Source organism: Arthrobacter sp. ZGTC131 (genome assembly GCF_002929275.1).
In the GTDB taxonomy this organism is placed as follows: Bacteria; Actinomycetota; Actinomycetes; order Actinomycetales; family Micrococcaceae; genus Arthrobacter.
In genome coordinates this window covers 318,641-343,369 of sequence record NZ_PJIK01000001.1, presented here as the reverse complement: position 1 = coordinate 343,369, position 24,729 = coordinate 318,641, and the positions used below count along the sequence as shown (strand labels likewise).

Genomic DNA, 24,729 nt, shown 5'->3' with positions numbered 1-24,729 from the left:
GTGTCGCGGCGAGTCTTGAGATCCAGCCGAAATAAGAGCTTCCCGCCGCCGAAGGAGGGCCGCCCGGCACCTGCCGGAAATGTGAATTGTCACCCCGAGTCAGTACGGTGGATACATGAGTCACGCGGAGGCCGCTGCGCCGGTCAGTCAGCAGTTGGGCCAGTCGCCGGAAAATCAGCTGTCCAAGGGTGATTTGCCGGCAAACCATCTTTTCGACACCGTGCTGCCGGTGCGCCCGGCAGTGGTGAACCGCGGATCCGTTGAACGGATGAAACCGAGCCTCGTCGAAGACCTGCTGGCCCGCGGCGGCACCCAGGCCATGGTCCTTTCCGGCAAGCACGCCCTCATTCACAACGATGCCCTTGTCCTGACAGACGCCACCCCGTTGCTGGACCGGCTCAGGGGTGCAGACTCCGGTCCCTCGCTCATTGTCTACCTGGGCTCTGCGCTGGAGAACTCGGACCTGCCGGCAGGGACGGAGATCCTGCTGTTCATCCTGCCCGCGCCGGTCGATCCCGGCACCGCGGGGCTTGCTTCGGGCGCCATCTGGGAGGGGTTCCGCGACGTCGCCGCACGTCTGGATCCGACCCACACGGCCCTTTTCGTTGAGGCCAGCGCCATCGCCAACTGGCACGCCAGCCATACCCACTGCCCCCGGTGCGGGGCCCCGACCACGGTGGAGACCGGGGGATGGGTCCGCCGCTGCCCGGTTGACAACTCCGAACACTATCCCCGGACAGATCCCGCGATCATCGTCACAGTGGTGGGGCCGGACGACCGCCTGCTCCTTGGCGGCGGCGGGCCCCTCGATGCCAAGAACTACTCAACGCTTGCCGGCTTCGTGGAGCCGGGGGAGTCGCTCGAGCAGGCGGTGGTCCGTGAAATCCACGAGGAAGTGGGCGTGCGCGTCAGGGCTTGCCAGTACCTCGGATCCCAGGCATGGCCCTTCCCGGCGTCGCTCATGCTCGGTTTCACCGCGGTCACTGATGATTCCGAGGCAAAGCCCGACGGCGTTGAGGTCACCCGTGCCCGGTGGTTCAGCCGGGAGGAACTCCAGGCGGCTGTGCTGAGCGGCGAGATTGTCATCTCCACCAGGCTCTCCATCGCACGGTCCCTGATCGAGCACTGGTACGGCGGCGTCATCCAGGACCGGCCAGCCAACGAATGACCGGGACGGACGCGCAGCGGATCGCTCCGGGCCGGCCCCGCCGCAGTGACATCAGCGCCGTCAGCCCCGGAATTCTCTCCCGGCGTCAGCACTCCTTCCATCCCATCGACTGAGCAGCAGAAGTGACTACAGAAATTCCTGAAGGCAACGACTCCCTGGAGGACCGCATCCTCGGTGGCCTCGACGCCGAGCAGCGGGAGGTGGCCAGCACCCTCACCGGCCCGCTGTGCGTCCTCGCGGGGGCCGGAACCGGTAAGACCCGTGCCATCACGCACCGGATCGCGTACGGGGTGCACTCCGGGGTCTACAGTCCGCAGCGGCTGCTGGCCGTGACCTTCACGGCACGTGCCGCCGCCGAAATGCGCAGCAGGCTGCGCGACCTCGGGGTGGGTAATGTCCAGGCCCGGACCTTCCACGCCGCGGCGCTCCGGCAGCTCCAGTTTTTCTGGCCGCAGGCGGTCGGCGGGACGCTGCCAAACCTCTTGGACCACAAGGCACAGATGATCGCCGAGGCCGCGCGCCGGCTCCGGCTGAGCACGGACCGGGCCTCCATCAGGGATTTGGCGTCGGAGATCGAGTGGGCCAAGGTGTCCATGCTGACGCCGGCCAACTATCTGGAAAACGCCCAGGACCGCGGCAACCCGGGAGGCTTCGACCTCACAGCCGTGGCCAGGGTCTTCCAGTCCTACGAGGATGTCAAGACCGACAGGAACGTGATCGACTTCGAAGACGTCCTGCTGATCACCGTGGGCATCCTGCAGGAGGACCCGAAGGTCGCTGCCACGGTGCGCGAACAGTATCGGCATTTCGTCGTGGACGAGTACCAGGACGTGTCACCGCTGCAGCAACGCCTCCTGGAGCTCTGGCTGGGCGGCCGGGATGAACTGTGTGTGGTGGGCGACGCCAGCCAGACCATCTATTCCTTCACCGGTGCATCTCCGCGCCATCTGCTCGGCTTCAAGGCCCTGTACCCGAACGCGAACGTGGTCAAGCTGATCCGCGATTACCGTTCAACGCCCCAGGTGGTGAAGCTGGCCAATGACCTGCTGGCGGCCCGCCGCAGCGGAGGCCCCGTCGCAGACGCCGCCTGGGCCGCGCCGCTGAAGCTCGTTGCCCAGCGGAATGCCGGACCGGCGCCGCAGTTCACCGAGTGCTCGGACGATGAAGCAGAGGCGGCCACCGTGGCCGGCAAGATCCGCGGCCTGCTCGACGCCGGCACGCCAGCCAGTGAGATTGCCATCCTGTTCCGCACCAACGGCCAGTCCGAGGCGTACGAACAGGCGCTGGCCTCCGCGGGAATCGGCTACCAGCTGCGCGGCGGCGAGCGTTTCTTCGCACGCAAGGAGGTGCGGGACGCCATCCTCCAGCTGCGCGCGGCCACCCGCGCCGTCGCGGAGTCCGCGCCGCAGCCGCTGGGCCAGCTCGTCCGCGACATCGTTGCCTCGCTCGGCTACACGGACTCCGCGCCCCACAGCGGAGGCGCCCTGCGGGAGCGCTGGGAATCCCTTGCTGCGCTGGTGGCCTTGGCGGATGAGCTCGTGCTGAGCCGCGGCCCGGACTTCAGCCTCTCGGATTTTGTCAACGAGCTCCAGGAGCGGTCGCTGGCCCAGCACGCGCCCACGGTGCAGGGCGTCACGCTGGCGTCGCTGCACGCCGCCAAGGGCCTGGAGTGGGATGCCGTGTTCCTGGTGGGGCTGAGCGAAGGGCTCATGCCCATCTCCTTCGCCGACACCCCGGAAGCCGTGGACGAGGAACGCCGCCTGCTCTACGTCGGCATCACCCGGGCTCGCGAGCACCTGGCACTGTCCTGGTCCACCGCACGGACACCGGGCGGCCGCGCCAACCGGAAACCGTCACGCTTCCTGGACGGGCTCCGGCCGGACTCCGTCGCCACGTCGAGCGCACGCGGCAAGGGCGCCGTGCCCCGGCGGAAGGCGGCCGCGCCCGCGTCCTGCCGGGTGTGCGGCAGCATGCTGGCCAGCGGTGCGGAACGGAAAGTGGGCCGCTGCAGCCAGTGCCCGCCCACTTACGAGGAGCAGACCTTCAACGCGCTCCGTGAGTGGCGCAAGGAAGTGGCCCTGTCAGCGGAGGTTCCGGCCTTCGTGGTCTTCACCGACGCAACCCTCACGGCCATTGCCGAGGCCCGGCCGGCGTCGCTGGAGGAACTGGCGGGTCTCGCGGGCGTCGGCCCCTCCAAACTGGAGAAGTACGGCGAAGCCGTCCTCGCGGTCCTGGTGGAAAGCACCGCGCTCTGATGTCCGGCACGCCGCAGACGACGCACGACGGCGCCCCCGTTGAGGTGCGCCGGTCGGCCCGCCGGCGCCGCACCGTCGCCGCATTCTGGGAGAACGGTACGGCGGTGGTGGCGATTCCGGCGAACTTCAGCAGGGCCCAGGAAGCCGAATGGGTGCGGCGGATGCTGGAGAAGCTCAGGGTCCAGGGGGACAAGCAGTCCAACGGCAAGGGCCGGCGGCGTCCCTCCTCGGATGAGGCCCTGGCCGGCCATGCCGCCCACCTGTCGGCAACGTACCTGGGCGGCAAGGCAAGGCCGACGTCGGTCCGCTGGGTCAGCAACCAGAACTCGCGTTGGGGTTCGGCCACTCCCGCTGAGGGTTCTATCCGGCTTTCAGACAAGCTCCGCCCGATGCCGCAGTGGGTCATCGACTACGTGCTGCTCCATGAGCTGGCGCATCTGCTGGTGGCCGGGCACAACGCTGCCTTCTGGAAGCTGCTGGAGGCTTACCCGGAGACCGCCCGCGCCAAGGCCTTCCTGGAAGGCGTGGCATTTGCCACGGCCCGCGGGCTGCCCGCAGCCGACAACCAGCAGGGGCAAGCCGAGGCCGCGAGGCTACCCGCCGCCGTCGGCCCCTAACCGTCCCCTGGCCGGTCCTACCCGCTGGCCGGTCCTACTTGTCCTTGGCCCCGGGAGCTGTGCCGTCGGGTCCCTCATCCTCGGCAGGCCCGCTTTCCTCGGAAGACGCGCTTTCCTCGGCGGCGCCGCTCTCCTCGGCAGTCCCAGCGTCGGGGGTGTCAAAGCCGCCGTTCAGGAGCTTCAGAAGCGCGTCGTCCACCTCGCTGTCGCTGGCTTCGGCGAGCTGGCGGCGTTCGCTGAAGCCCTTGGGGTCGTCCAGGTCCTCGGCTGTGGGGAGCAGGTCGGGATGCTTCCAGATGGCGTCGCGGCCGTCAATGCCGCGCTCTTCCTTCAGCGACGCCCACAGCGTTGCGGCCTCGCGGAGGCGCCGGGGGCGCAGTTCCAGACCTACCAGCGAGGCAAAGGCGTGCTCGGCCGGGCCGCCGGTGGCGCGGCGGCGCCGGACGGTCTCGCGGAGGGCACCAGCCGACGGGAGGACCTTTTCGGTCGCCGCCGCGGTGAGTTCGTCAACCCATCCTTCAACCAGGGCCAGGGCGGTCTCCAGTTTCTGGAGGGCCTGCTCCTGGGCCGGCGTCCGCTGCGGCATGAAGACGCCCTGCGACAGGGCCTCCTGAATGCCTTCGGGGTTGCTGGGGTCGAGGTCCCGGGCGAGCTCTTCAATCCGCGACGTGTCAATGTGGATGCCGCGCGCGTAGGCCTCGATGGCACCCAGCAGGTGCCCACGCAGCCACGGAACCTGGACGAACAGCCGGGCATGGGCTGCCTCGCGGACAGCAAGGAACAGCCGGATGTCGTTCTCGGGAAGGCCGAGCCCCTCGCCGAACTTCGCCACGTTGCCCGGAAGCAACGCCATTTCCAGGTCGGCCAGCGGAACGCCTATGTCCGTGGAACTGACCACCTCGGCGGACAGTGCACCGATGGCCTGCCCCAGCTGCATGCCGAAGATGGCTCCGCCCATGTTCTGCAGCATGGAGGAAGCGCCGCCCATCATGGATTTCATTTCTTCCGGCATCTGCTCGGTCATGGCGCTGGACAACGCGTTGGCGATGCTGTTGGCCACCGGCTCCGTCAGCCGCTTCCAGGTGCCGAGCGTTTCCTCAACCCACTCTGCGCGCGACCAGCCCCGGCCGATCAGGCCCGTGGCTGGCAGGTCGGTGACCGGGTCCAGCCACAGTTCGGCTAGCCGGAGTGCCTCGTCAACCTCGCGGGACTGCGGCGCTGTGACGGACGGATCGGAACTGCTGGCGGCAACTCGACGGGCGTTGTCGTGCGCCAGCTTCCAGTTGACGGGGCCCTCGGACGGGGCGCTCATCATGGCCTGTACCTGTGAAAACATCTGGGCCAGCAAATTTGGATCGTCGGGGAGCCCGGCCGCCTTCGCCAGTTCGGCGGGGTCGATGTCGCCCATGCCCTTGCCGCCCATGAGGTTCTGCAGCATTTCTGCCAGCGGATCCTTCGGGTTTTCGTCGCCGTTGGGCGGATTGAGTGGGTTGGAGGTCATGATCCCGCCGATCGTCGGTGTGACTGTTGATCAACCTTCACGCTACCCCGCAGGCGGGCGGCTGTCTGCCGAAAGGGGGTCCGTTCGCTGTAGGCAAAGAGCTTTCGCCCGGCCCGGACGCGTAGTGTTAGAAATCGGAATATTTGCAGGCTGCGCCACGGCTGTCCGCCTGGCCGCAGCCACAGTGCCGCGATGTACGACGCGGTGGGGAGAGGTCCTTCAGTGACGATTACCAAGGGCGATCAGCCCTCAGAGGAGTCAGCGGCTGCCACCGGCGGCGGCGAACCGGCCGGCGCGGAAGAGGGCAGCCAGCCCAAGACGGCCCGTGACCCCCGGGTCTCAACGATGATGCTCTCCGGACTCCTCGCCCTCGGACTGGGCGTGACGGCCGCCGTCCTGCCGGTCCCTTACGTTGTGGAATCTCCCGGACCGACGTTCAACACCCTGGCCAGTGACAACGCCAAGCCCGTCATCAGTGTCACGGGTCACCAAACGTTCCCGGCTAAGGGGAACCTTGACCTCACCACCGTCTACGTCGACGGCGGCCCCAACGGTCCCGTCAGCGTTTTTGAGGCCTTCGCCGCCTGGCTTGACGGTTCAAAGGCCGTTTATCCGCAGGAACTGATCTTCCCGACGGGCGTCACCAAGGAACAGTCGGCGCAGGAGAGCGCGGTGGCCATGACCACATCGCAGGAGAATGCCGTGGCTTCGGCGCTGAACGAACTCGACATCCCGTACGGGCAAAAACTGGAAGTCGCTGATCTCTCCGACGGATCCGCCGCTGAGGGCAAGCTCAAGGCGGGGGACGTCTTCACGTCGATCAACGGCAAGGCCGTTTCGTCACTGACCGTGATCCAGGAGGACCTGGCCGCCGGCAAAGGCAAGCCGGTCGCCGTCGTCGTTGACCGTGGCGGGAAGCAGGTCACGGAAACGATAACGCCGTCCCGGAGCGAATCGGGGCGGTACATCCTGGGCGTCCTGCTCAAATACCGCTTCACCTTCCCGTTCGACGTGAAAATCTCCCTCGAGAAGGTGGGCGGCCCCAGCGCCGGAATGATGTTCGCCCTGGGAATCGTCGATACCGTGACGCCGGGGGACCTTACTGGAGGCAAACACATCGCCGGAACCGGCACCATCACGCCCGAGGGCAACGTTGGGCCCATCGGAGGAGTGGCCGTGAAGATGCATGGCGCCCGCGCCGCCGGCGCCACGATGTTCCTCGCACCCGCAGCGAACTGTGCCGAGGTCACGGGGCATATTCCCGACGGTCTCCAGGTGGTCAAAGTGGAGAACCTGGACGAAGCACGCCGTGCGGTCGAACTGGCTGCAACAGGTGGGGACACATCGGGTCTTCCTGCCTGCGCAAACAACTAGACTAAACGTAGGAACTATGGCCCGGCTTCACTCGTGGCAGTATTGACAGCCGTTGCCACGCTGGGCGTCGGACCGTGCAAGCTGACAAGTGCGGTGCGCCCACAAGCGCCGGCACTGTGCAGGCTGTCACCATGAAAACTTAAAATATGATCAGCAACTGACAAAGCTATGAGGTACAGAGTTTGTCCCGTCCTGCCAGCCCCACCCCGCCCGGAAGACTCCAGCCAAAGCGCGGTGCCTTGACGCCGACGCTCATTGTCGTAGCGCTGGTTGTCGTCGGATTCATTTTCTTCGCCAACGTGTGGACGGACGTCCTCTGGTACCAGCAGCTTGGCTTCTTCGAAGTGTTCCTCACGGAAAACCTCGCCAGGATCGCCATCTTCGCCGTTGGCTTTGCCATCATGTTCGCCGGCGTCTTCTACGCCATCCGGATCGCCTACCACGCCCGGCCCGTCTACGCCCCGGACTCCGAAATCCGTGACAACCTCAACCGGTACCAGGCCCAGCTGGAGCCGGTGCGCCGCGTTGTCATGATCGGACTTCCTGTGCTGTTCGGGCTCTTTGCCGGCAGCGCGGCCTCCAGCCAGTGGCAGAAGGTCCTCCTGTTCTTCAACCAGGAGCCGTTCGGCCAGAACGATCCCGCGTTCGGGCTGGATATCGGGTTCTACCTGATGACCCTGCCGTTCCTGGGCTTCGTCACCGGATTCCTGATCAGCGTCGCCATTGTGGCCGGCATCGCCGGCATCCTGACGCACTACCTGTACGGAAGCATCCGCATCATGGAGCGCGGCATCTTCACCAGCCGCGCCGCCCAGATCCATCTCGCCGTCACGGGCGCATCGTTCCTGATCCTCCTGGGCGTCAACTTCTGGCTGGACCGCTACACCGCCGTGCAGAACAGCGGCGGCCGGTGGGCAGGTGCGTTGTACACGGATGTCAACGCCGTCATTCCCACCAAGGCCATCCTGGCCGTGGCAGCCATTCTTGTCGCCATCCTCTACATCGTGGCCGCAGTCATCGGGAAGTGGCGCCTACCCGTTATCGGCACGGCGATGCTGGTCATCACCTCCATCCTGGCCGGCGGCGTCTATCCCTGGGTCATCCAGCAGTTCCAGGTGCGTCCGTCGGAGCAGACGCTGGAAAGGGAATTCATTGAGCGCAACATCGGCATGACGCGTGCGGCGTACGGACTCGATCAGGTCAAGGTGGAGCGGTATAACGCCACCACAGCGGCCACCAGCGGTGCACTTACCAAGGACGCCCAGACCACGGCCAACATCCGGCTCCTGGACCCCAACCTGATCTCGGACGCCTTCTCGCAGCTCGAGCAGTACCGCCCGTACTACCAGTTCCCCAAAGCGCTCAACGTGGACCGGTACGAGGTTGACGGCAAGGTACAGGACACCGTCATCGCCGTGCGCGAGCTTAACCCTGAGGGCCTGAGCCCCGATCAGCAGTCCTGGCTGAACCGTCACATCGTCTACACCCACGGCTACGGCGTGGTTGCCGCCAAGGGCAACAAGTTCACCGCAGACGGCAAGCCGGAGTTCCTGCAGTCCGGCATCCCGTCCACGGGCGTGCTGGGCAACGACGACACCTACGAACCGCGGATCTACTTCGGCGAGGACTCCCCGGACTACTCGATCGTGGGCGCGCCGGAAGGCGCAGCGCCCCGCGAACAGGACCGTCCGGCGTCCAGGGAAGGCGGCGAAACGCAGTACACCTTCACCGGAAACGGCGGCCCGAACGTGGGCAGCTTCTTCAACCGGGTGCTGTACTCGATCAAGTTCCAGTCCTCGGACCTGCTGCTGTCTGACGGCGTGAACGAGGCCTCGCAGATCCTGTACGAGCGTAACCCGCGGGAGCGCGTGCAGAAGGTGGCGCCTTACCTGACGGTCGACGGCAACGCTTACCCAGCCGTGGTTGATGGCCGGGTCAAGTGGATTGTGGACGGTTACACCACCAGCCAGTACTACCCGTACTCACAGCAGGAGCAGCTCTCCGACGCCACCACGGACTCGCAGACCACCGCGGGACGCAACGTGGCGCTGCCCAACAGCTCCGTCAACTACATCCGCAACTCGGTTAAGGCCACCGTGGATGCCTACGACGGCTCCGTCACGCTGTACGCCTGGGACGACCAGGATCCGCTCCTGAAGGCCTGGCAGAAGGTGTTCCCCTCTTCGCTGAAGCCATACTCGGAGATGTCCGCAGCGGTCATGAGCCACGTCCGGTACCCGGAGGACCTGTTCAAGGTTCAGCGTGAGCTCCTGGGCCGTTACCACGTGACGGATCCCGTGAGCTTCTACAAGAACGACGACGCGTGGAGCGTTCCCAACGATCCCACCGTTTCGGAACAGGTGAAGCAGCCGCCGTTCTACATGTCGCTGCAGATGCCGGACCAGAAGGCCCCGGCCTTCCAGCTGACATCGTCCTACATTCCCCAGGTAGTGGACGGCAACGCCCGCAACGTCCTCTACGGATTCCTGGCCGCCGATTCAGACGCCGGCGCCAAGAAGGGCGTCAAGGCGGACACCTACGGACAGCTCCGGCTCCTTCAGGTTCCGCCTGAGGCACAGGTTCCCGGCCCCGGACAGGCGCAGAACAAGTTCAACTCTGATCCGACGGTGTCGCAGGCACTGAACCTGCTGCGGCAAGGCGCGTCCGACGTGCTGAACGGCAACCTGCTGACCCTTCCGGCCGGTGGTGGCCTGCTGTACATCCAGCCGGTCTACCTTCGCTCAACGGGTGAGACGTCGTATCCCACGCTCCAGCGGGTCCTGGTGGCCTTCGGCGACAAGATCGGCTTCGCGGCCACCTTGGACGCGGCGCTCGACCAGCTGTTCGGCGGCGATTCGGGCGCCACGGCAGGGGACTCCCCCAACAACGGGAAGACGCCCACCCCGCCAGGCGGCACAACGCCTCCGCCGGCCGGCGCAACCGATGCCAAGGCTGCACTAAAGGCAGCCCTGGACGAAGCCAACGCCGCTATCAAGGCCGGCCAGGAGGCCCTGGCAAAGGGCGACTTCGCAGCCTACGGCGAACAGCAGAAGAAGCTGGCCGCAGCGTTGCAGAAGGCGGTCGACGCCGAGGCCAGGATCGTCGGCACCCCCACTGCCAGCACTCCGACGTCCCCGTCCGCCACGCCGACGCCGACGCCGAGCAGCTAACGGCCGGGCAGTCGACGCCTGAACAGCAAGCACACGGCAGGTTGGAAGCCGGCCCCGCACCCCGGAAGGGGACCGCGGGGCCGGCTTTTCGCATTCCCTCGCGCCGGCTAGGGGCAGCGGTGTGCGGGGCGGGGGCATGGCCTCTTCACGGCCCGGAGACGCAGATCACGTCGCCTGGATTTGGCCTCCCGTTCACCGGACGGTAGAGTTGTTCTTGCGACGCGGGGTGGAGCAGTTCGGTAGCTCGCTGGGCTCATAACCCAGAGGTCACAGGTTCAAATCCTGTCCCCGCAACTGAAGAAAAGGACCCGGATCACCGCAAGGTGGTCCGGGTCCTTTGTTGTTTCCGGTGTGCTGTCCAGATCGGAATGCCGACCATGGGCCCCCTGCGCCGGGGTGGCCGGAGTGCCGGCAAAAGTAGGGTAGTGTTAACCAAGCGACGCGGGGTGGAGCAGTTCGGTAGCTCGCTGGGCTCATAACCCAGAGGTCACAGGTTCAAATCCTGTCCCCGCAACCAAAGAGAGGCCCTGACCGGGGAAATCCGGTCGGGGCCTCTTTGCTTTGCCGGTCCGTTTTTGTCCAAGTGCTAGCAGTTCCTAGTATTCTCTTTCGCAGGGCCCGGAATTCCTGGCCGGCGCGCGACGCCCACTCTGGTCAGTCATTCTCGAGAGGAATGTAGTTCGATGTCCACAACGAAGAACAAGTCCGGCACTTCGAAGGGCAAGCGGTCCAGGCTCTACTGGGCGGTGCCTGCGGCGCTTGTGGCCATGGTGCTGGTGGTACTGCTCGCCAAGTGGCTGACAGGGACGCCGGCGGTACAGTCCTTCATGGCGGACTACCCGGGACATTCCGAACTCCCGGCCGGTGCTCCCGTCGGCTTCCCGGCCTGGCTGGCGTGGCAGCACTTCCTGAACGCCTTCTTCCTCCTGCTCATCATCCGCACCGGCTGGCAGGTACGGACCACCACGCGACCGGGCGGCTACTGGACCCGTAACAACAAGGGCCTGATCCGTACTAAGACCGCCCCCACGAAAATCAGCCTCGAGCTCTGGTTCCACCTGACCCTGGATGCGCTCTGGATCCTGAACGGGCTGATTTTTGCGGTCCTGCTGTTCGCCACCGGGCAATGGATGCGGATCGTGCCCACCAGCTGGGACGTTTTCCCGAATGCGGCTTCCGCGTTGCTGCAGTACGCGTCGCTGAACTGGCCCACGGACAACGGCTGGGTCAACTACAACGCCCTGCAGCTGCTGACCTACTTCGTGACCGTATTCATCGCCGCTCCGCTGGCTTTCATCACCGGCCTGCGGATGTCCAACGCGTGGCCCAAGAAAGCTGCAGCCCTCAACAAGGCGTATCCCATCGAGGCGGCCAGGGCAGTGCACTTTCCCGTGATGATCTACTTCGTGGCGTTCATTGTTGTCCATGTGTTCCTGGTCCTGGCCACCGGCGCCCTCCGGAACCTCAACCACATGTACGGCGGAAGTGACGACGTGAGCTGGGTAGGTTTCTGGATCTTCGCCGCGTCGGTCGCAGTGATGGTCGGAGCGTGGTTCCTGGCGCGGCCGCTGTTCCTGCGCCCCATCGCGTCGCTCATGGGCAAGGTCACCAGCCGCTGATTCGCAGGCCCGTCACAACGCCTTGAGCTGCTGGTAGGTGTCCAGCGCACGTTCGCGGGACTCCTGCAGGCCCACCAGCGGCTCGGGGTAGTCCGGCGCGGCAGCCGGGTTTTTCCAGGGCTCGTGGACGGCCCGGTCATCCAGCTCAGCGAGTTCCGGGATGAACGCGCGCAGGTACCGCCCTCCGGCGTCGAACTTCTTGCTCTGCGTCACCGGATTGAAAATCCGGAAGTAGGGCGAAGCGTCCGCGCCTGAGCCCGCCACCCACTGCCAGTTGGCCGGATTGCTCGCGGCGTCAGCATCAACGAGAGTGTCCCAGAACCATGCCTCGCCCAGGCGCCAGTCGGCCAGCAGGTTCTTCACCAGGAACGACGCCGCAGCCATGCGGACCCGGTTGTGCATCCATCCCGTCTGCCACAGCTGCCGCATGCCCGCATCCACGAGCGGATACCCCGTGCGCCCCTGTTGCCACGCTCCGAGCTCGGCTGCCGACGGCGTTTGCCAGGCAAAGCGGTCGAACTCGCGCCGGTAATTCTCTGTGGCCAGGCCGGGATTTTCATAGAGGAGCTGCCAGCAGAACTCACGCCAGCCGAGCTCGCTTCGAAAAATGCCGACGTCGGCAGGAGCGTGGCGCGGGAAGCTTTCGCGGAGTTCGTGCCAGATCCGGAACGGGCTGATCTCGCCAAAGCGAAGATGCGGGGACAGGCGGCTGGTGCCCTCGACCCCGGGCACGTCGCGTCCGGTCCCGTATTCCTCAACAGGTCCGCCCAGGAAGTCCTCAAGCCTCCGGTGGGCGCCTTCCTCTCCGGGCATCCACGTGTCCGCTAGGCCGCCGCTCCAGTCGGGCCGGCGGGGGAGCAGCCCCCAGCTGTCGAGATCGTCAGTGGCCGGCAGGGAACCGGAAGCCGGGGCCGGCGCTGGAAGCTCAGCGGCCGCGTCGGCAGCGGGCCGGGGTTCGGTCCCGGCGAGGCAGGAACGCCAGAACGGCGTGAACACCTTGTACGGGCCGCCCGTTCCCGTCCGGACCGTCCACGGCTCGAACAGCAGGTTCGCCTGGTAGCTGGTGGCTTCGATGCCCTGTGCGGTGGCCCATTCCTTGACGCCGGCGTCCAGGGTGCGCTCGGGCAGCCCGTAGCGCCGGTTCCAAAAGACCGCCCTGGCACCCGTCTCTTCAACCAGTTCCCGGATGACAGGGGCGGCGGGGCCACGCCGCAGCAGCAGCCGTGATCCCCTCGCCTCCAGGTCTGCGGAGAGCGCCGACAGCGAATGATGCAGCCACCACTTCGCGGCGCCTCCGAGCGGGCGGATGCCGGGGGAGACCTCGTCCAGGATGTACACCACGGTCATCGGGTCCGGCAGGGAGGCCGCGGCGGCGAGGGCCGGGTTGTCGTCGAGGCGGAGGTCGTCCCGGAGCCAGACAATCGTGGAAGCCATGGCTCCACGCTACACGCCGCGGGAATGGCAAAGGCCGGGGTCCGGCGGACCCCGGCCTCATGCCGGTCAGCTCTTGAAAGCGGGTTAGAGCTTGTCGAAATCAGCCTCTTCGACGGTGGAGCCCGACGCGGAACCCGCGGACGAGCCTGCCGCGCCGATGGCCGGCTTGGCGCCTCCGGACTTCAGGGCCGCCAGGCGGGCTTCGATTTCCGTCTGCTCGCCAAGATCCTCGAGCTGGTTGAACTGGGAGTCGAGACTCGACTCCGCGAGCTCCTGCTGGCCGCGGACCTTGGCCTCCTCGCGGCGGATCTTCTCTTCGAAACGGCCAACTTCGCTGGTCGGGTCCATGATGTCGATGCTCTTCAGGGCATCGTGGACCTGGGACTGCGCGGCCGCAGTCTTGGAGCGGGCGACCAGTTCATTGCGCTTGCTCGTGAGCTGGTTGAGCTTGCCCTTCATCTGGTCGAGCCCGGTCTTGAGCCTGTCCACCACGTCAGTCTGGGACGCGATGCTCGGTTCAGCGGCCTTGGCCTCGTTTTCGGAAGCCATCTGGCGCTGCAGTGCAACCTTTGCGAGGTTGTCGAACTTTTGGGCATCGGAGACGTTGCCGCTGCTGCGGTACTCATCGGCCTTACGTGAAGCCGCAAGAGCCTTGTTGCCCCAGTCCTGGGCGTTCTTCACGTCCTCGTTGTAGTCGTCCTGCAGCATCCGGAGGTTGCCAATGGTCTGCGCCACTGCGGACTCGGCTTCGGCGATGTTGTTGGAGTAGTCCCGCACCATCTGGTCCAGCATCTTCTGCGGGTCCTCGGCCTGATCGAGAATGGAATTGATGTTCGCCTTAGCGAGCTGCGCCATGCGGCCGAAAATGGACTGCTTAACCATGGTGTTACCTTTCGTCCTGCTCAGTGTGTCCCACTGAATTCAGTGAACAGTTGATGTACCGCTTCTACCCGCCGGCCGGCTTCCCGGCCCGGCGCCTAGTCTTTGCTTCCTGGCTCTGGCAGCTGGCTAGAAGTCGCCCCCGCCGCCGAAATCACCGCCCCAGTCTCCACCGCCGGAGTCCCCGCCGCCTGAGTCTCCGCCCCAACCGCCGCCGTCGCTGTGACCGCCGCCCCAGCCGACGCCGCTGCCACCGTTCAGGATGGAATTGATGAGGATTCCACCGAGGATCGCACCGCCGAGGCCTCCGCCCCCGCCTCCGCCGCCACCGAACATGCCGCTCCTGCCGTAACCCTGGTTGGCATAGCCGCCGAAGTTGTCGACGTCGGACTGGGCCAGCTGGGCGGCCTGGGCGGCGAGGGCGTGGGCCTGCTGCGCGTACGTCAGCGCCGTGACGGGGTCATTGCGTGAGATGGACAGCGCGTAATCGAGGTTGCGCTGGGCCTCGGCCAGCCGGGTGCGGGCTTCAGTTCCCACGCCGCCGCGCCTGGCGGTGATGTAGTCCGAGGTCGCGCTGATCTGCGCCTGTGCCGACATGATGGTCTGCTGCAGGGAAGCCTGGGCGCGGCGCGCCTGCTCCTGCTGGTCACGGATGCCACTCAGGGCCTGGTCGAGGGAGCGATGCGCCGTCTCCACCCGTTCGAGCGTGGCAATCGGATCGATCTTGCCGCCCTGGATTTCACTTTTCACCTGGGCAAGTGCCGCTTCCACTCCGGCCACGGGGCCGGACAGCTCCGGGTGGGCGCCGGACTGGATCATCGCCCTCGCCTGGGCCAGGTCCTGGGATGTGTCCACAACTGCGGCTTCGAGTCCCTGCCGGGCCTCGTCCAGACTCCCGGCCACCTTGGAAATCGCGCCGAGGAGCACGTTGGTCTGGTGCAGGCTCTCCTCGGCGGCACGAACGGCGACGGCGGCGAGGCTTCCCTCGCCCTCCTCAAGCTTTTCGCGCGCGGTGGTGCCGGCGTTCTGCACGAAGGCGAGGCGCTCCTTGGCCTGAGTGATGTTGTCCGCGACCTGGACGAGTGCGCTCTCGGCGTACCTGCCGCGCAGCTCTGCCAGGGTCTTCTCGGCCTTCGTTATTTTCGCGTCGGCGTCCGTTGCACCAGCGTTCACGGCCGCCAGGGCCTGTGGCGCGTTCTTTTCCAGTTCGCGAAGGGAATCGAAGTCGGCTTTCTGCTCTTGGAGTGACGCCAAGGCTGCCTCGGAACGGCGGATGATCTCGCCCAGCCAGCTGCGCTGCTGCTCCTCGGTGTCGGGAATGTGGTCGTCCAGCTGCTGCTGCAGCTTGAAGGACTCCGACATGTGCCCCTTGGCGTCCTGAAGCGCCTTGGTGAAGTTGCCGACGGCCGCCTCACCGTACTGCGCCTCCGCGAAACCAAGTTCCTGCTCGCTGGACTTGATGGCGTCGTCAGCTTCGATCAGGAGCGAACCGCTCTTCTTGCGGAGGTCATCGACGCTCAAGGAAGCAAGCGGATCAAGCTCGGCACCCTGCGGGCCGTAGCTCGCGCTGGATGCCTGTGTCTTCTTCCGCCGGTTCCGGAGGTACAGGTAGGTTCCCGCGCCGCCGGCCGCCACTATTCCGACGCCCACGAGAACCGCCGTCCCGGCGCCGTCGCCGGACGGGACGTTGCCGCTTCCGCCGCCGGCAGCGTCACCAATGGCAGCTGCAGCATTGATGGCCGCCTGGGCGTAATCGCCGTTGCGGAGCTGCGGATCAACCGCCTTATCCCGGATATTGTCCCTCTGGGCGTTGGTGATTTTGCTGTTCGATGGCTTGCTGAGCTGGTACTGCCGCGTATCGGTCGCGACGGTAAGCAGCATGGTATTCGCGCCGAGATTCGCTTTTTCGGCTACGTCGGCAGCCCACGCGACTCGGTCCGCGGGGCTTTCAAATTTCTTGACGTACACAACGTGCAGCGTCATGGCATGGTCCGTGCCGAGCTTCTTGATGGCCGTTTCGACGTCGGCCTTCTTGCCGCCGAGGACTCCGGCCGTATCGACAATCTTGGTGACGGGATCAAGCGCTACCGGATTTTCAGCCCAGGCTGTCGCGGCGGGTAACGCCAGCATTCCAGTCAGGCCGATCACGGCGAGAACACGTTTAAACATTGACCGCATGGCAACCCTTCAGCACACCCCGCGACTGTATCGGGACGAACAGTCGTCTCAGAATGCAGCAGCGCCCCCACGCCAGGTGTAAAGCCGCAGGTCGCTGTGGCAATTCTTCTTGATTCTATGGTGCACCAATGGGGCCGTCCACCGCAGGGAATATGCCACCAGCGAAAAGCGCTGAAGAGCCGCAACGGCGCGCCCGGCAAGGCAGTCCGGCGCGCCTTGGGAAGGACAGCCTGGCCTCGTATTCAGGAACCTCCCAGCAAACGTCGATTTTAGTTTCAGTCGAATCGTCCATAGTTAATACAGACGAGGATGAAAGGAAGTCCAATGACTGAGAACCCAGTACCGGGCGCAGCACCTGAGAACCGAGATCCTGCAGGGCGGCCCGCTGATCCCTCGGCTCGGCCTGCGCGCGAGGAGGGTCTCCACTTCCCGGGTAGCCAGCCGGAGGGAAACTACGGGGAAAACCCCACCGAACCCCTGGACCGCGACAGTGTTCGCGGCGATGATGACCGGCATGCCTCCGGTGCTGACAACCCCACTATGCGGCTGGACCGGCCGGTCCAGGACGCCGATGGGGAGGGCCGGGGCCACGCGCAGAATGAGCCTTTCAACGGACTCCGCCCCGTGTACCCCCAGCACGCGCCTTTCTACGGTCACCAGTCGGGGCCCGCAACCCAGCAGTTCGCGTCGGCCCCGCATCCGGGGGACCCCGCCCAGCCGCATCAGTCGCCCTATGCCCAGCATGGCGCACACTCCGCCATGCATGACAACCGGGCCAACGCGCCCAAGCGCAAGGCAAGCTTCGGCGTTGGCACCCTCGTGGCCAGCATCCTCGCCGCCGGGCTCGTTGGCGGCGGAGTGGCAACGGTCGGTTCCGGCAATCTTTTCGACGCCGGGACCGCGCCAGCCGTGAGTGCCGGCAGCCAGCCCGGGACCGTGATCGTTAATAACAAGGATGACGTCAACGCCATCACCGCCGCTGCCGTCAAAGCATCGCCGAGCGTGGTGACGATCAAAGCCACGAGCGGCGGCGAGGGCGGCACCGGCTCGGGTGTCATCCTCAACGACCAGGGCCACATTCTCACCAACACCCACGTAGTGACGCTGGACGGCACGGCCGCCAATGCGGACATTGAGATCCGCACGCACGACGGCCGCGTCCTGACGGCGAAAATCACCGGAACCGATCCGCTGTCGGACCTGGCCGTCATCAAAGTGGACAACCCTTCGGGGCTCACCCCGGCGACGCTCGGTGACTCGGGCAAGCTGAATGTCGGCGACACCGCAGTGGCCATCGGCTCCCCGCTAGGCCTGACCGGAACGGTGACCGACGGCATCGTTTCCACGCTCAACCGGACCATCAGCGTCGCATCCTCGGCCGCGCCGAAGGATGGCGCCGACAATTCCCAGGGCGGCGACCAGGGCTTCGAATTCGCTCCGCCAGGGCAGGGGCAGGGCCAAAGCTCAGCAAACAAGGGGTCCATCTCCATCAACGTCATCCAGACGGACGCAGCCATCAACCCGGGCAATTCCGGCGGTGCCTTGGTGAACAGCAAGGGCGAAGTGATCGGCGTCAACGTCGCCATCGCATCGGCCGGCGGCAGCTCCGCGGCGACCGGAACGGGCAACATCGGAGTGGGCTTCAGCATCCCGATCAACCATGCCAAGCGGGTGGCCCAGGAGATCATCGACAAGGGCAAGGCGACCCACGGCCAGCTCGGCGTCAGCGTCAAGCCCAAGGCGGCCTCGGCGTCCGCCTTCTCCGTCGGCGCGGATGTAGACACGGTGGAGGCGGGCTCGGCGGCAGCCAAGGCAGGCATCCGGGCCGGCGACGTTGTGACGCGCTTCAACGACCGCGCTATCAGCGACCCTAACCAGCTCACGGCAGCCGTCCGTGAACAGGCGGCCGGTGCAACGGTCAAGATCACCATCCAGCGGAACGGCCGCGAACAGCAGCTGGACGTGACGCTCGGCGCCGCCGCGGAACAGTAAGCCCAGGCACGGAACCGTAGCGCAGCCGCAGAACGGCAGCGCAGGTACGCAGCAGACAGGCGGCAGTGACGACGGCGGGCCGCACCTCCCGGAGTATCGACAGGGAGGTGCGGCCCGCCGTCGTGCTCGGAAGAATTTGGCTGCCCTCCCTCTGGCGGCCCTGACATAGGCGTTAACGGGGCGGCATCGGGCCGCCCCTATATGGTTAGCTAGGAGCTACCCGTATCCCGGGCGTTCCGCGGCCATGACCTCACCCGGCTGGCTATCCACAAGCATGGAAGGCTGCTGTAAATACAGTGGAAGAGACATTGAAGATCATCGTCCTGGTCAAGCATGTGCCGGACGCCCAGTTTGACCGGCACCTCAGCGGCGAGGGCCACACCACGGACCGCGACGAGAGCATTCTGTCCGAGCTGGATGAATACGCCCTGGAAGCGGCCCTGCAGCTGACCGAAGCGCGCGGCGGAAGCAAAGCGGGCAACAAGGTCATCGCCCTCAGCATGGGCCCGGCCGGCGCCGTGAATGCCATCAAGAAGTCCCTCCAGATCGGAGCTTCCGAAGGCGTTCACCTCACGGATCAGGCACTGGCCGGATCCGACGCCGCCGCCACGTCCCTGGCACTCGCGGCCGCGATCCGCCACATCGGCGCGGACGGCCCGGTGGACCTCGTCCTGACCGGCATGGCCTCCACCGACGGCGAAACGTCGCTCGTGCCGGCCCAGCTTGCCGAGCGGCTGGGGCTTCCCCAGGTGACCTTCGCATCCTCCTTGGACGTCGACGGGGGACGCATCACGGCCCGCCGCGACGCCGACACGCACTCGGAGACGGTCGAGGCCCCCCTGCCCGCGGTGGTGTCGGTGACGGACCAGATCAACGAACCCCGCTACCCCAACTTCAAGGGCATCATCGCTGCCAAGCGCAAGAGCATCACCACGCTGTCGCTGGCGGACGTTGGAGTGGATCCCGCCCAGGTGGGCCACGCCGGATCCTGGACCACCGTGACGTCGGCCGAGGAGCGCCCGCCGCGCACCGCAGGCACGATCATCACCGACGAAGGCGACGCCGGCATCAAGCTGGTCGACTTCCTGGCCGCCCAGAAGCTGCTCTAAGAGGGATCACACCACATGGCAAACGTACTCGTATTCATTGACAACCCGGGCCAGGCTCTGAAGAAGAGCAGCCTGGAACTGCTCACCATCGCGCGTTCCCTTGGGGAACCCGCCGTCGCCTTGAACGGCGAACTGCACGACGATGTTGCAGCCGCCCTGGGTGCCCACGGCGTCACCGCCGTGTTCCGGCCCTCGGCGCAGGACCTGGACGACTTCCTCGTAGCGCCCAAGGCCGCCTACCTGGCCGCGGCCGTGAACAAGTCCGGAGCTACCACCGTGCTGGTGGAAAATTCACCCGAAGGCAAGGAAGTCGCCGCAAGGCTCGGCATCCGGCTGGGCGCGGGCGTCATTACCGACGTCGTTGCCGTCGACGCCGACCGCACCGCCCACAAATCGGTGCTGGCCGGCTCGTACAACACCGCGGCGAAGGCGACCACCCCGCTCACGGTGCTCACTGTCAAGGCAAACAGCGTGACGCCTGAGCCGGCAGCGGCGCCCAGCGCCCCCGAAACGGTGACGGTCGAAGTACCTGCTGACGCAACCGCTTCGGCGGCGCGCATCACGGCCCGGGAACAGAAGGTCGCCAGCGGCCGCCCGGACCTCACCGACGCGCGGATCGTGGTGGCTGGCGGACGCGGGCTCGACGGCGACTTCGGCCCAGTGGAGGAGCTGGCGGACGCACTGGGTGCGGCCGTGGGCGCATCGCGGGCGGCAACGGACGCCGGCTGGATCAGCCACGATGCCCAGGTGGGCCAGACCGGCAAGACCATCTCCCCGCAGCTGTATATTTCGGCCGGCATCTCAGGCGCCATCCAGCAGAAGGCCGGGATGCAAACGGCGAAGGTGATCGTGGCCGTGAACAAGGACGCGGAATCGCCGGTCTTTGAAATCGCCGACTTCGGCATCGTCGGTGACCTCTTCCAGGTCCTGCCGCAGGCGACGGAAGAAATCAAGAAGCGCAAGGGCTGAGTCCTTGACCTCGTACACTGCTCCAGCACAGAGCCCGTTCAACCCGGACAAGCACCGGGTTGAGCGGGTGCTCTGTTTCGCCGCCCATCCGGACGATATCGACTTTGGCGCGGCGGGGACCATCGCCGCGTGGACGGCAGCCGGCGTCGACGTGAGCTACTGCATCATGACCGACGGCGACGCCGGCGGTTTCGAGCCCGCCCACCGGGCCGAAATCATCGCCATGCGGGCCGCCGAGCAGCAGCGTGCCGCCGCGCTCGTCGGCGTCACCGACATCCACTACCTCCATGAGCGGGACGGGTTCCTGGAACCGAACCACCAGGTCATGTGGGGAGTGGTGAAGCTGATCCGCGAAATCCGGCCCGACGTCGTGCTTTCCATGCATCCGGAACGCAACTGGAACCGCATCCAGAAGAGCCACCCGGACCACCTGGCGGTCGGGGAGGCAGTGACCCGGGCCGTTTATCCGGCCGTGGAAAACCCGTATGCGTACCCGGAGCTCGCCGAATCCGGCCTGGCGGCCTACAAAGTGCCGTGGCTGTGGCTCTACGCCGGGCCGGAGGAACGCGAAAACCACTTCATCGATGTAACGGAGCATGTGGACAGCAAGCTCGCGGCGATCCACGTCCACGTCAGCCAGCATCCCGACGTCGACGCCATGGAAGCGGCGGTGCGGAACGGAATGCACGTGAACGCGCGCCGAGGGGGACTCCCGGACGGGCGGAGCGCGGAGGCGTTCCACGTTGTAACAATCAACGGCCCGGGCACGATCGCGGGCTTCTAGGATTGCCTCAATGTAATGCCTGTCATAAGCTGGCCTCTGTTTAAATCATATTTATTAGGGAAGGCAGACTTTGATGGCGAAGACTGCACAGCAGCCGGTCCTGGTGATCATGGGCGTCTCAGGATCCGGAAAATCGACAGTGGCCGGCGTTGTTGCCGGCAGGCTCGGATGGGATCTCGCCGAAGGCGACGACCTGCATCCGGTGCGGAACGTGACCAAGATGCAGGCCGGGGAGCCGCTGACCGACGAGGACCGGTTGCCCTGGCTGGAAACCATTGCGGACTGGATCCGGCAACACACCCAATCAGGCATCCCGGGGGTCATTACATGCTCGGCGCTCAAGAGGCGCTACCGCGATATTCTTCGCGGCGAGAACGTGGTGTTCGTGTTTCTCCAGGGCAGCAAGGACAGCATCTCGGGCCGGCTTGCCTCCCGGCACGGACACTTCATGCCGCCGGCGCTCCTCGAATCGCAGTTCGAGGCGCTGGAAAAGCCCACCGAGGATGAGAACTACATCTCCCTGTGCGTCACGGCCACCCCGGCCGAAGAGGCCCAGGAAATCATTGAACGACTGAATCTCGCAGCTGCCTCCGCCGCTCCGGATCAGAACTAGGAATTTATCTTGAACTCTCGCATTGCAACGCAGCTTCCTGCTGCCGTCGAAGGCTGGACAGGCCACGACACCCACTGCTGGTCGTAGCTGGCCTCGGCATCGCCCTCATCGTGGTGCTGATCGCCAAGCTCAAGCTGCACCCGTTCCTCGCACTCGTGTTGGGCTCGGCCTTCGTGGGCCTGGCATCCGGCGTGGAGCTGCCCTAGATCATCACCAACTTCGAGGAAGGAGTGGGCGGCGTCCTTAAGGAAGTCAGCCTGCTGATCGCCCGGGGCGCCATGCTGGGCAAGCTCCTGGCGGACTCCGCGGGGCCATCGGGTGGTGGACACCCTGCTGGACAAGGCAAGCGGGAACAAGGTGGTGTGGTCCATCACGCTCGTGGCCGTGATCATCGGCCTGCCGATGTTCTTCGAGATCGGCCTGGTGCTGCTGCTCCCCGTCGTGGTGCTGGTTACACAGCGCTCCCGCATGCCCTTGTCGCTGGTGATTTAGCGGCCGGGCAGCTGCCTGCCAGGGGGTTGGCGAGCCCCAGTTTTCACGCGTGCTGCTCCTCGTCGCTTTGACGCACGCTTTCGAAAACCGCGGCCAGCCAGCCCTCGACCCAGGGGACGTGCCTCAGCCCGCTGCCGGGCTGAGGCGTGACGCCGCGTAGACCTTGATTCCCTCCAGCAGGTAGGGGGCAAGGCCTGCGCGGCTTTTCTCGTAGAAGGCCGTGAACCGCGGATCCTCGACGTACATCCGGCCCAGGCCCACGTAGCTGTCCGCGTCGGGCGTCCAGCTCACGCAGACCCAGCGATAATGGCGTTCGACGGCGGCCTGTACGCGCGCGTCGTCGGCCGGCAGGCCGGCGTCCAGGCAGTCGGCGAGTTCCTGGTTGATTGCCTCTGCTTCAGCAAGGAAGTCCCGCTTTTCGGCATCCCCCATGGCCGCATGCCGGGCCTTGCTGTCCTCCACGGCTTTGTCGCCCCACCGCTGGCGGGCCTCGTCCTCGTACGGGTTGCTGTCGAAGTCCTTAAAAATATCCTCGCCGGACATGGCGTCTCCTTGCTGCAGTGCCGAAATGGTTGCCTCGACGGTCCGGGCCATCCGGTCCAGACGGTCGCGTTCAGCCAGCAGCCATTTCCGGTGCACGCCAAGTGCATCCAGCTGGTTAGTCTGGCCGTTCAGAACCTCGCCGATGGTTTCGAGCCCCAGGCCAAGTTCGCGGAGAAGCAGGATCCGCTGCAGGCGCAGCAGCTCGGTCCGCCTGTAATAGCGGTAGCCGTTGTGCCCGGTGTAGGCGGGCGCCAGCAGCCCCAGCTGGTGATAGTGCCGCAGCGTCCTCGAAGAAACCCGGCTCAGCTTCGCCAGTTCGGCGATGGACCAGCTGGGGACTTCTTCCTGCTTCATGACTCCAGCGTAGAAGTTGACGTAACGTCAACGTCAAGTGCTCAGGCGTTGAGCGGCGCGGCTGCCACCGTGGGAAGAGTCGGGGCTGTGGAACCGCCGACCGGCTCCACCGTGATCCCCAAAGAAGCGGCCGAGTGGATGCCCTTGACCACGGCAGGTTTTGACAATGCTTCCGCATCCATCAGGCCCTGCGAGACAGGCGTGGAGCCATCCTTCGGAATGAGCCACATCTGGTAGACCTTGCCCTCCGGCGGGGGAGGAACATCCTTCATCCGGACAACCAGCGCATCCCTGGACGGCGAGATGGACACCATGGCCGTCCCTCCACCGCTGACCTCGACGGTGGCCTGGCGCACGTCCTGTGCCTGAAGAACCTGGGTCAGCGGATCATTCTGGTTGGCCACATACGCCCCGACGCCCACGCCGCCGAGCGCGATGACGGCAGCAGCCGCAACGCCGATCAGCCAGTTCCGCATGCCGGCGGTCCGGCGTCGGACCTCCCGGCGTTCACGCGCCGCGGAAAGCTGATCGGTGACGGGCGGCACAGCCGCCGGCGCCGGAGGCGCGTCCCCCCGGACAGTCGCGGGATGGGCCGGAAGCTGGGCCGCGATGCGCGCGAACAGGTCAGCCGGCGGCTCCTCCTCGGCAGTGAACGTGGCGGCCAGTGTTTCCCTGGCCTGGCGGACGCGCTCGTTGAAGGACTGGCGTTCTGTCTCCGGGGCGGTTTTGACATAGGCCTCGATGGCTTCGCGTTCCGCGTCACTCACGGCATCCAGCGCATAGACCTCGGCGAGCTCGACGGCGCGGCCCGCTGCAAGGTCAGTCGAAATGTCGGCGGCGAAGGCACGGGGCAACTGGCGGCCGTGTGCATCATTCGTATTGGTCATTTCAGCTCACCCCCAGACAGGTCTTCAATCGGATCAGTCCGTCGCGGATGCGGGACTTGATGGTCGGTATGGCCGCGTTGAGCTTTTCAGCGACTTCGCGGTACGTGAGGCCGCCGTAGTAGGCGAGCCGCACGGATTCCTGCTGTGTCTCGGTCAGGGTCTCGAGGCAGCGCACCACGGCCTCGGCTTCGAGCCTGCTGCCCACCTCATCGGAGACGGAATCGTGGTCGATGTCCTGGCTGCTGGCACCGTACTTGGCCTCGCGGTCGGTCGATGACTGCGACGACCTGACCTTGTCCACAGCGCGGCGGTGCGAGATGGTCATCAGCCACGCCAGCGGGCTGCCGCTGGCGGGATCGAACTTGGCGGCGTTCTGCCAGACCTGCAGGAAAACCTCCTGCGTAGCGTCCTCGCTCAGTTCCGGATCGACCAGCACCCTGCGGGCCATGCCGAACACGCGGCGTGAGGTGAGCTGGTAGAACTCGGCAAAGGACGCCTGATCGCCGCCGGCTATCCGCTCCAGCAATGCTGCAAGCTGGCGGTTAAGGTCGACGGCGGTGCCGGGCGGCGCTGGGGCACCAAAGTTCGGCGCGTTGGGAGTTTCCATCACAGTCAAGCATAGGTCGCCGGAAGAGAATCGTTGAGCACCCGTTCCGGATACGGCACTGTCGTGCCGGGCAAAACGTAGTACCGTCCTGCCCGTATGTACTGTTTTCACCTGCCGCTCCTCAATCCCGGGTATTTGCTCAGGAGTGATTCGGCGCCCGAGCGGGTCCGGATGGGTGGGGGCA

General features: G+C 65.9%; 18 protein-coding genes, 2 tRNA genes and 1 pseudogene. 14 read left to right on the top strand and 7 right to left on the bottom strand.

The window, feature by feature from the left end; genetic code table 11:
* Positions 1–115 precede the first annotated feature (115 nt).
* The 3 genes from nudC (at position 116) to CXQ90_RS01525 (ending at position 4,040) form a co-directional block, all read left to right on the top strand.
* A complete protein-coding gene (nudC, locus tag CXQ90_RS01535) occupies positions 116–1,168 on the top strand; it encodes an NAD(+) diphosphatase (protein ID WP_104136438.1) in 1,053 nt (350 codons plus the stop codon).
* A gap of 122 nt (positions 1,169–1,290) precedes the next feature.
* Complete coding sequence (locus CXQ90_RS01530) at positions 1,291–3,423, top strand: ATP-dependent DNA helicase UvrD2 (RefSeq protein ID WP_104136436.1); 2,133 nt, start codon at positions 1,291–1,293, stop codon at positions 3,421–3,423.
* Positions 3,423–4,040 carry a M48 family metallopeptidase gene (locus CXQ90_RS01525; protein WP_104136434.1) on the top strand — a complete coding sequence of 206 codons (618 nt, stop codon included), beginning with the start codon at positions 3,423–3,425 and terminating at the stop codon, positions 4,038–4,040. Before CXQ90_RS01530 ends, CXQ90_RS01525 begins: the two co-directional genes overlap by 1 nt.
* A gap of 34 nt (positions 4,041–4,074) precedes the next feature.
* Here CXQ90_RS01525 and CXQ90_RS01520 read toward each other — a convergent pair whose 3' ends face one another.
* Positions 4,075–5,541, bottom strand: a complete 1,467-nt coding sequence (locus CXQ90_RS01520; protein WP_104136433.1) for a zinc-dependent metalloprotease — start codon at positions 5,539–5,541, stop codon at positions 4,075–4,077.
* A 222-nt stretch (positions 5,542–5,763) separates the two neighbouring features.
* Between CXQ90_RS01520 and CXQ90_RS01515 the strand changes: the two genes are divergently transcribed.
* The 5 genes from CXQ90_RS01515 to CXQ90_RS01495 all read left to right on the top strand — a co-directional run bounded on the left by CXQ90_RS01515 (position 5,764) and on the right by CXQ90_RS01495 (position 11,704).
* Positions 5,764–6,915: a PDZ domain-containing protein gene (locus CXQ90_RS01515; protein WP_258064296.1), complete on the top strand. Its 1,152-nt coding sequence runs from the start codon at positions 5,764–5,766 to the stop codon at positions 6,913–6,915.
* 239 nt (positions 6,916–7,154) lie between these two features.
* Positions 7,155–10,085: a UPF0182 family protein gene (locus tag CXQ90_RS01510; protein WP_104136429.1), complete on the top strand. Its 2,931-nt coding sequence runs from the start codon at positions 7,155–7,157 to the stop codon at positions 10,083–10,085.
* 220 nt (positions 10,086–10,305) lie between these two features.
* Positions 10,306–10,379, top strand: a tRNA-Met gene (locus CXQ90_RS01505).
* 146 nt (positions 10,380–10,525) lie between these two features.
* Positions 10,526–10,602, top strand: a tRNA-Met gene (locus CXQ90_RS01500).
* Positions 10,603–10,768: 166 nt separating this feature from the next.
* A complete protein-coding gene (locus CXQ90_RS01495) occupies positions 10,769–11,704 on the top strand; it encodes a cytochrome b/b6 domain-containing protein (RefSeq protein WP_104136428.1) in 936 nt (311 codons plus the stop codon).
* A gap of 12 nt (positions 11,705–11,716) precedes the next feature.
* Here CXQ90_RS01495 and CXQ90_RS01490 read toward each other — a convergent pair whose 3' ends face one another.
* The 3 genes from CXQ90_RS01490 to CXQ90_RS01480 form a co-directional block, all read right to left on the bottom strand.
* Positions 11,717–13,138 carry a deoxyribodipyrimidine photo-lyase gene (locus CXQ90_RS01490; RefSeq protein ID WP_104136426.1) on the bottom strand — a complete coding sequence of 474 codons (1,422 nt, stop codon included), beginning with the start codon at positions 13,136–13,138 and terminating at the stop codon, positions 11,717–11,719.
* An 84-nt stretch (positions 13,139–13,222) separates the two neighbouring features.
* Complete coding sequence (locus tag CXQ90_RS01485; RefSeq protein ID WP_104136424.1) at positions 13,223–14,020, bottom strand: PspA/IM30 family protein; 798 nt, start codon at positions 14,018–14,020, stop codon at positions 13,223–13,225.
* Between the two features lie 126 nt (positions 14,021–14,146).
* A complete protein-coding gene (locus CXQ90_RS01480) occupies positions 14,147–16,195 on the bottom strand; it encodes a TPM domain-containing protein (protein WP_104136422.1) in 2,049 nt (682 codons plus the stop codon).
* Positions 16,196–16,519: 324 nt separating this feature from the next.
* Here CXQ90_RS01480 and CXQ90_RS01475 point away from each other — a divergent pair, with 324 nt between their 5' ends.
* The 6 genes and pseudogenes from CXQ90_RS01475 to CXQ90_RS01450 all read left to right on the top strand — a co-directional run.
* Positions 16,520–18,187: a S1C family serine protease gene (locus CXQ90_RS01475; RefSeq protein ID WP_104136421.1), complete on the top strand. Its 1,668-nt coding sequence runs from the start codon at positions 16,520–16,522 to the stop codon at positions 18,185–18,187.
* A gap of 308 nt (positions 18,188–18,495) precedes the next feature.
* Positions 18,496–19,296 (top strand): electron transfer flavoprotein subunit beta/FixA family protein, encoded by an 801-nt coding sequence (locus tag CXQ90_RS01470; protein WP_104136419.1) that lies wholly within the window; start codon positions 18,496–18,498, stop codon positions 19,294–19,296.
* 15 nt (positions 19,297–19,311) lie between these two features.
* Positions 19,312–20,265, top strand: coding sequence for an electron transfer flavoprotein subunit alpha/FixB family protein (locus CXQ90_RS01465; protein ID WP_104136418.1), 954 nt, complete (start codon positions 19,312–19,314; stop codon positions 20,263–20,265).
* Positions 20,266–20,269: 4 nt separating this feature from the next.
* Positions 20,270–21,049, top strand: a complete 780-nt coding sequence (locus CXQ90_RS01460) for a PIG-L deacetylase family protein (protein ID WP_104136417.1) — start codon at positions 20,270–20,272, stop codon at positions 21,047–21,049.
* 73 nt (positions 21,050–21,122) lie between these two features.
* Entirely contained in the window at positions 21,123–21,662 is a 540-nt protein-coding gene (locus CXQ90_RS01455; RefSeq protein ID WP_104136416.1) for a gluconokinase, read from the top strand.
* A 21-nt stretch (positions 21,663–21,683) separates the two neighbouring features.
* Positions 21,684–22,133: pseudogene (locus CXQ90_RS01450) on the top strand (gluconate transporter); the annotation flags it as partial.
* A gap of 144 nt (positions 22,134–22,277) precedes the next feature.
* Here the strand turns inward: CXQ90_RS01450 and CXQ90_RS01445 are convergent.
* Genes CXQ90_RS01445 through CXQ90_RS01435 form a run of 3 tightly spaced genes read right to left on the bottom strand, consistent with a single transcriptional unit; the run spans position 22,278 to position 24,545 of the window.
* Positions 22,278–23,051, bottom strand: coding sequence for a MerR family transcriptional regulator (locus CXQ90_RS01445; RefSeq protein ID WP_104136415.1), 774 nt, complete (start codon positions 23,049–23,051; stop codon positions 22,278–22,280).
* Between the two features lie 41 nt (positions 23,052–23,092).
* A complete protein-coding gene (locus CXQ90_RS01440; protein ID WP_104136414.1) occupies positions 23,093–23,938 on the bottom strand; it encodes an anti-sigma factor in 846 nt (281 codons plus the stop codon).
* A gap of 1 nt (position 23,939) precedes the next feature.
* Positions 23,940–24,545: a sigma-70 family RNA polymerase sigma factor gene (locus CXQ90_RS01435; RefSeq protein ID WP_104136413.1), complete on the bottom strand. Its 606-nt coding sequence runs from the start codon at positions 24,543–24,545 to the stop codon at positions 23,940–23,942.
* Positions 24,546–24,729: the final 184 nt, after the last annotated feature.

What these genes read in the sequence shown, in the direction of transcription:
- nudC (WP_104136438.1), top strand. Translation starts at nt 116, where the DNA reads ATGAGTCACGCGGAGGCCGCTGCGCCGGTCAGTCAGCAGTTGGGCCAG.
- CXQ90_RS01465 (WP_104136418.1), top strand. Translation starts at nt 19,312, where the DNA reads ATGGCAAACGTACTCGTATTCATTGACAACCCGGGCCAGGCTCTGAAG.
- CXQ90_RS01435 (WP_104136413.1), bottom strand. Translation starts at nt 24,545, where the DNA reads ATGGAAACTCCCAACGCGCCGAACTTTGGTGCCCCAGCGCCGCCCGGC.
- CXQ90_RS01495 (WP_104136428.1), top strand. Translation starts at nt 10,769, where the DNA reads ATGTCCACAACGAAGAACAAGTCCGGCACTTCGAAGGGCAAGCGGTCC.
- CXQ90_RS01475 (WP_104136421.1), top strand. Translation starts at nt 16,520, where the DNA reads ATGACTGAGAACCCAGTACCGGGCGCAGCACCTGAGAACCGAGATCCT.
- CXQ90_RS01480 (WP_104136422.1), bottom strand. Translation starts at nt 16,195, where the DNA reads ATGCGGTCAATGTTTAAACGTGTTCTCGCCGTGATCGGCCTGACTGGA.
- CXQ90_RS01520 (WP_104136433.1), bottom strand. Translation starts at nt 5,541, where the DNA reads ATGACCTCCAACCCACTCAATCCGCCCAACGGCGACGAAAACCCGAAG.
- CXQ90_RS01525 (WP_104136434.1), top strand. Translation starts at nt 3,423, where the DNA reads ATGTCCGGCACGCCGCAGACGACGCACGACGGCGCCCCCGTTGAGGTG.
- CXQ90_RS01485 (WP_104136424.1), bottom strand. Translation starts at nt 14,020, where the DNA reads ATGGTTAAGCAGTCCATTTTCGGCCGCATGGCGCAGCTCGCTAAGGCG.
- CXQ90_RS01440 (WP_104136414.1), bottom strand. Translation starts at nt 23,938, where the DNA reads ATGACCAATACGAATGATGCACACGGCCGCCAGTTGCCCCGTGCCTTC.
- CXQ90_RS01455 (WP_104136416.1), top strand. Translation starts at nt 21,123, where the DNA reads ATGGCGAAGACTGCACAGCAGCCGGTCCTGGTGATCATGGGCGTCTCA.
- CXQ90_RS01490 (WP_104136426.1), bottom strand. Translation starts at nt 13,138, where the DNA reads ATGGCTTCCACGATTGTCTGGCTCCGGGACGACCTCCGCCTCGACGAC.
- CXQ90_RS01445 (WP_104136415.1), bottom strand. Translation starts at nt 23,051, where the DNA reads ATGAAGCAGGAAGAAGTCCCCAGCTGGTCCATCGCCGAACTGGCGAAG.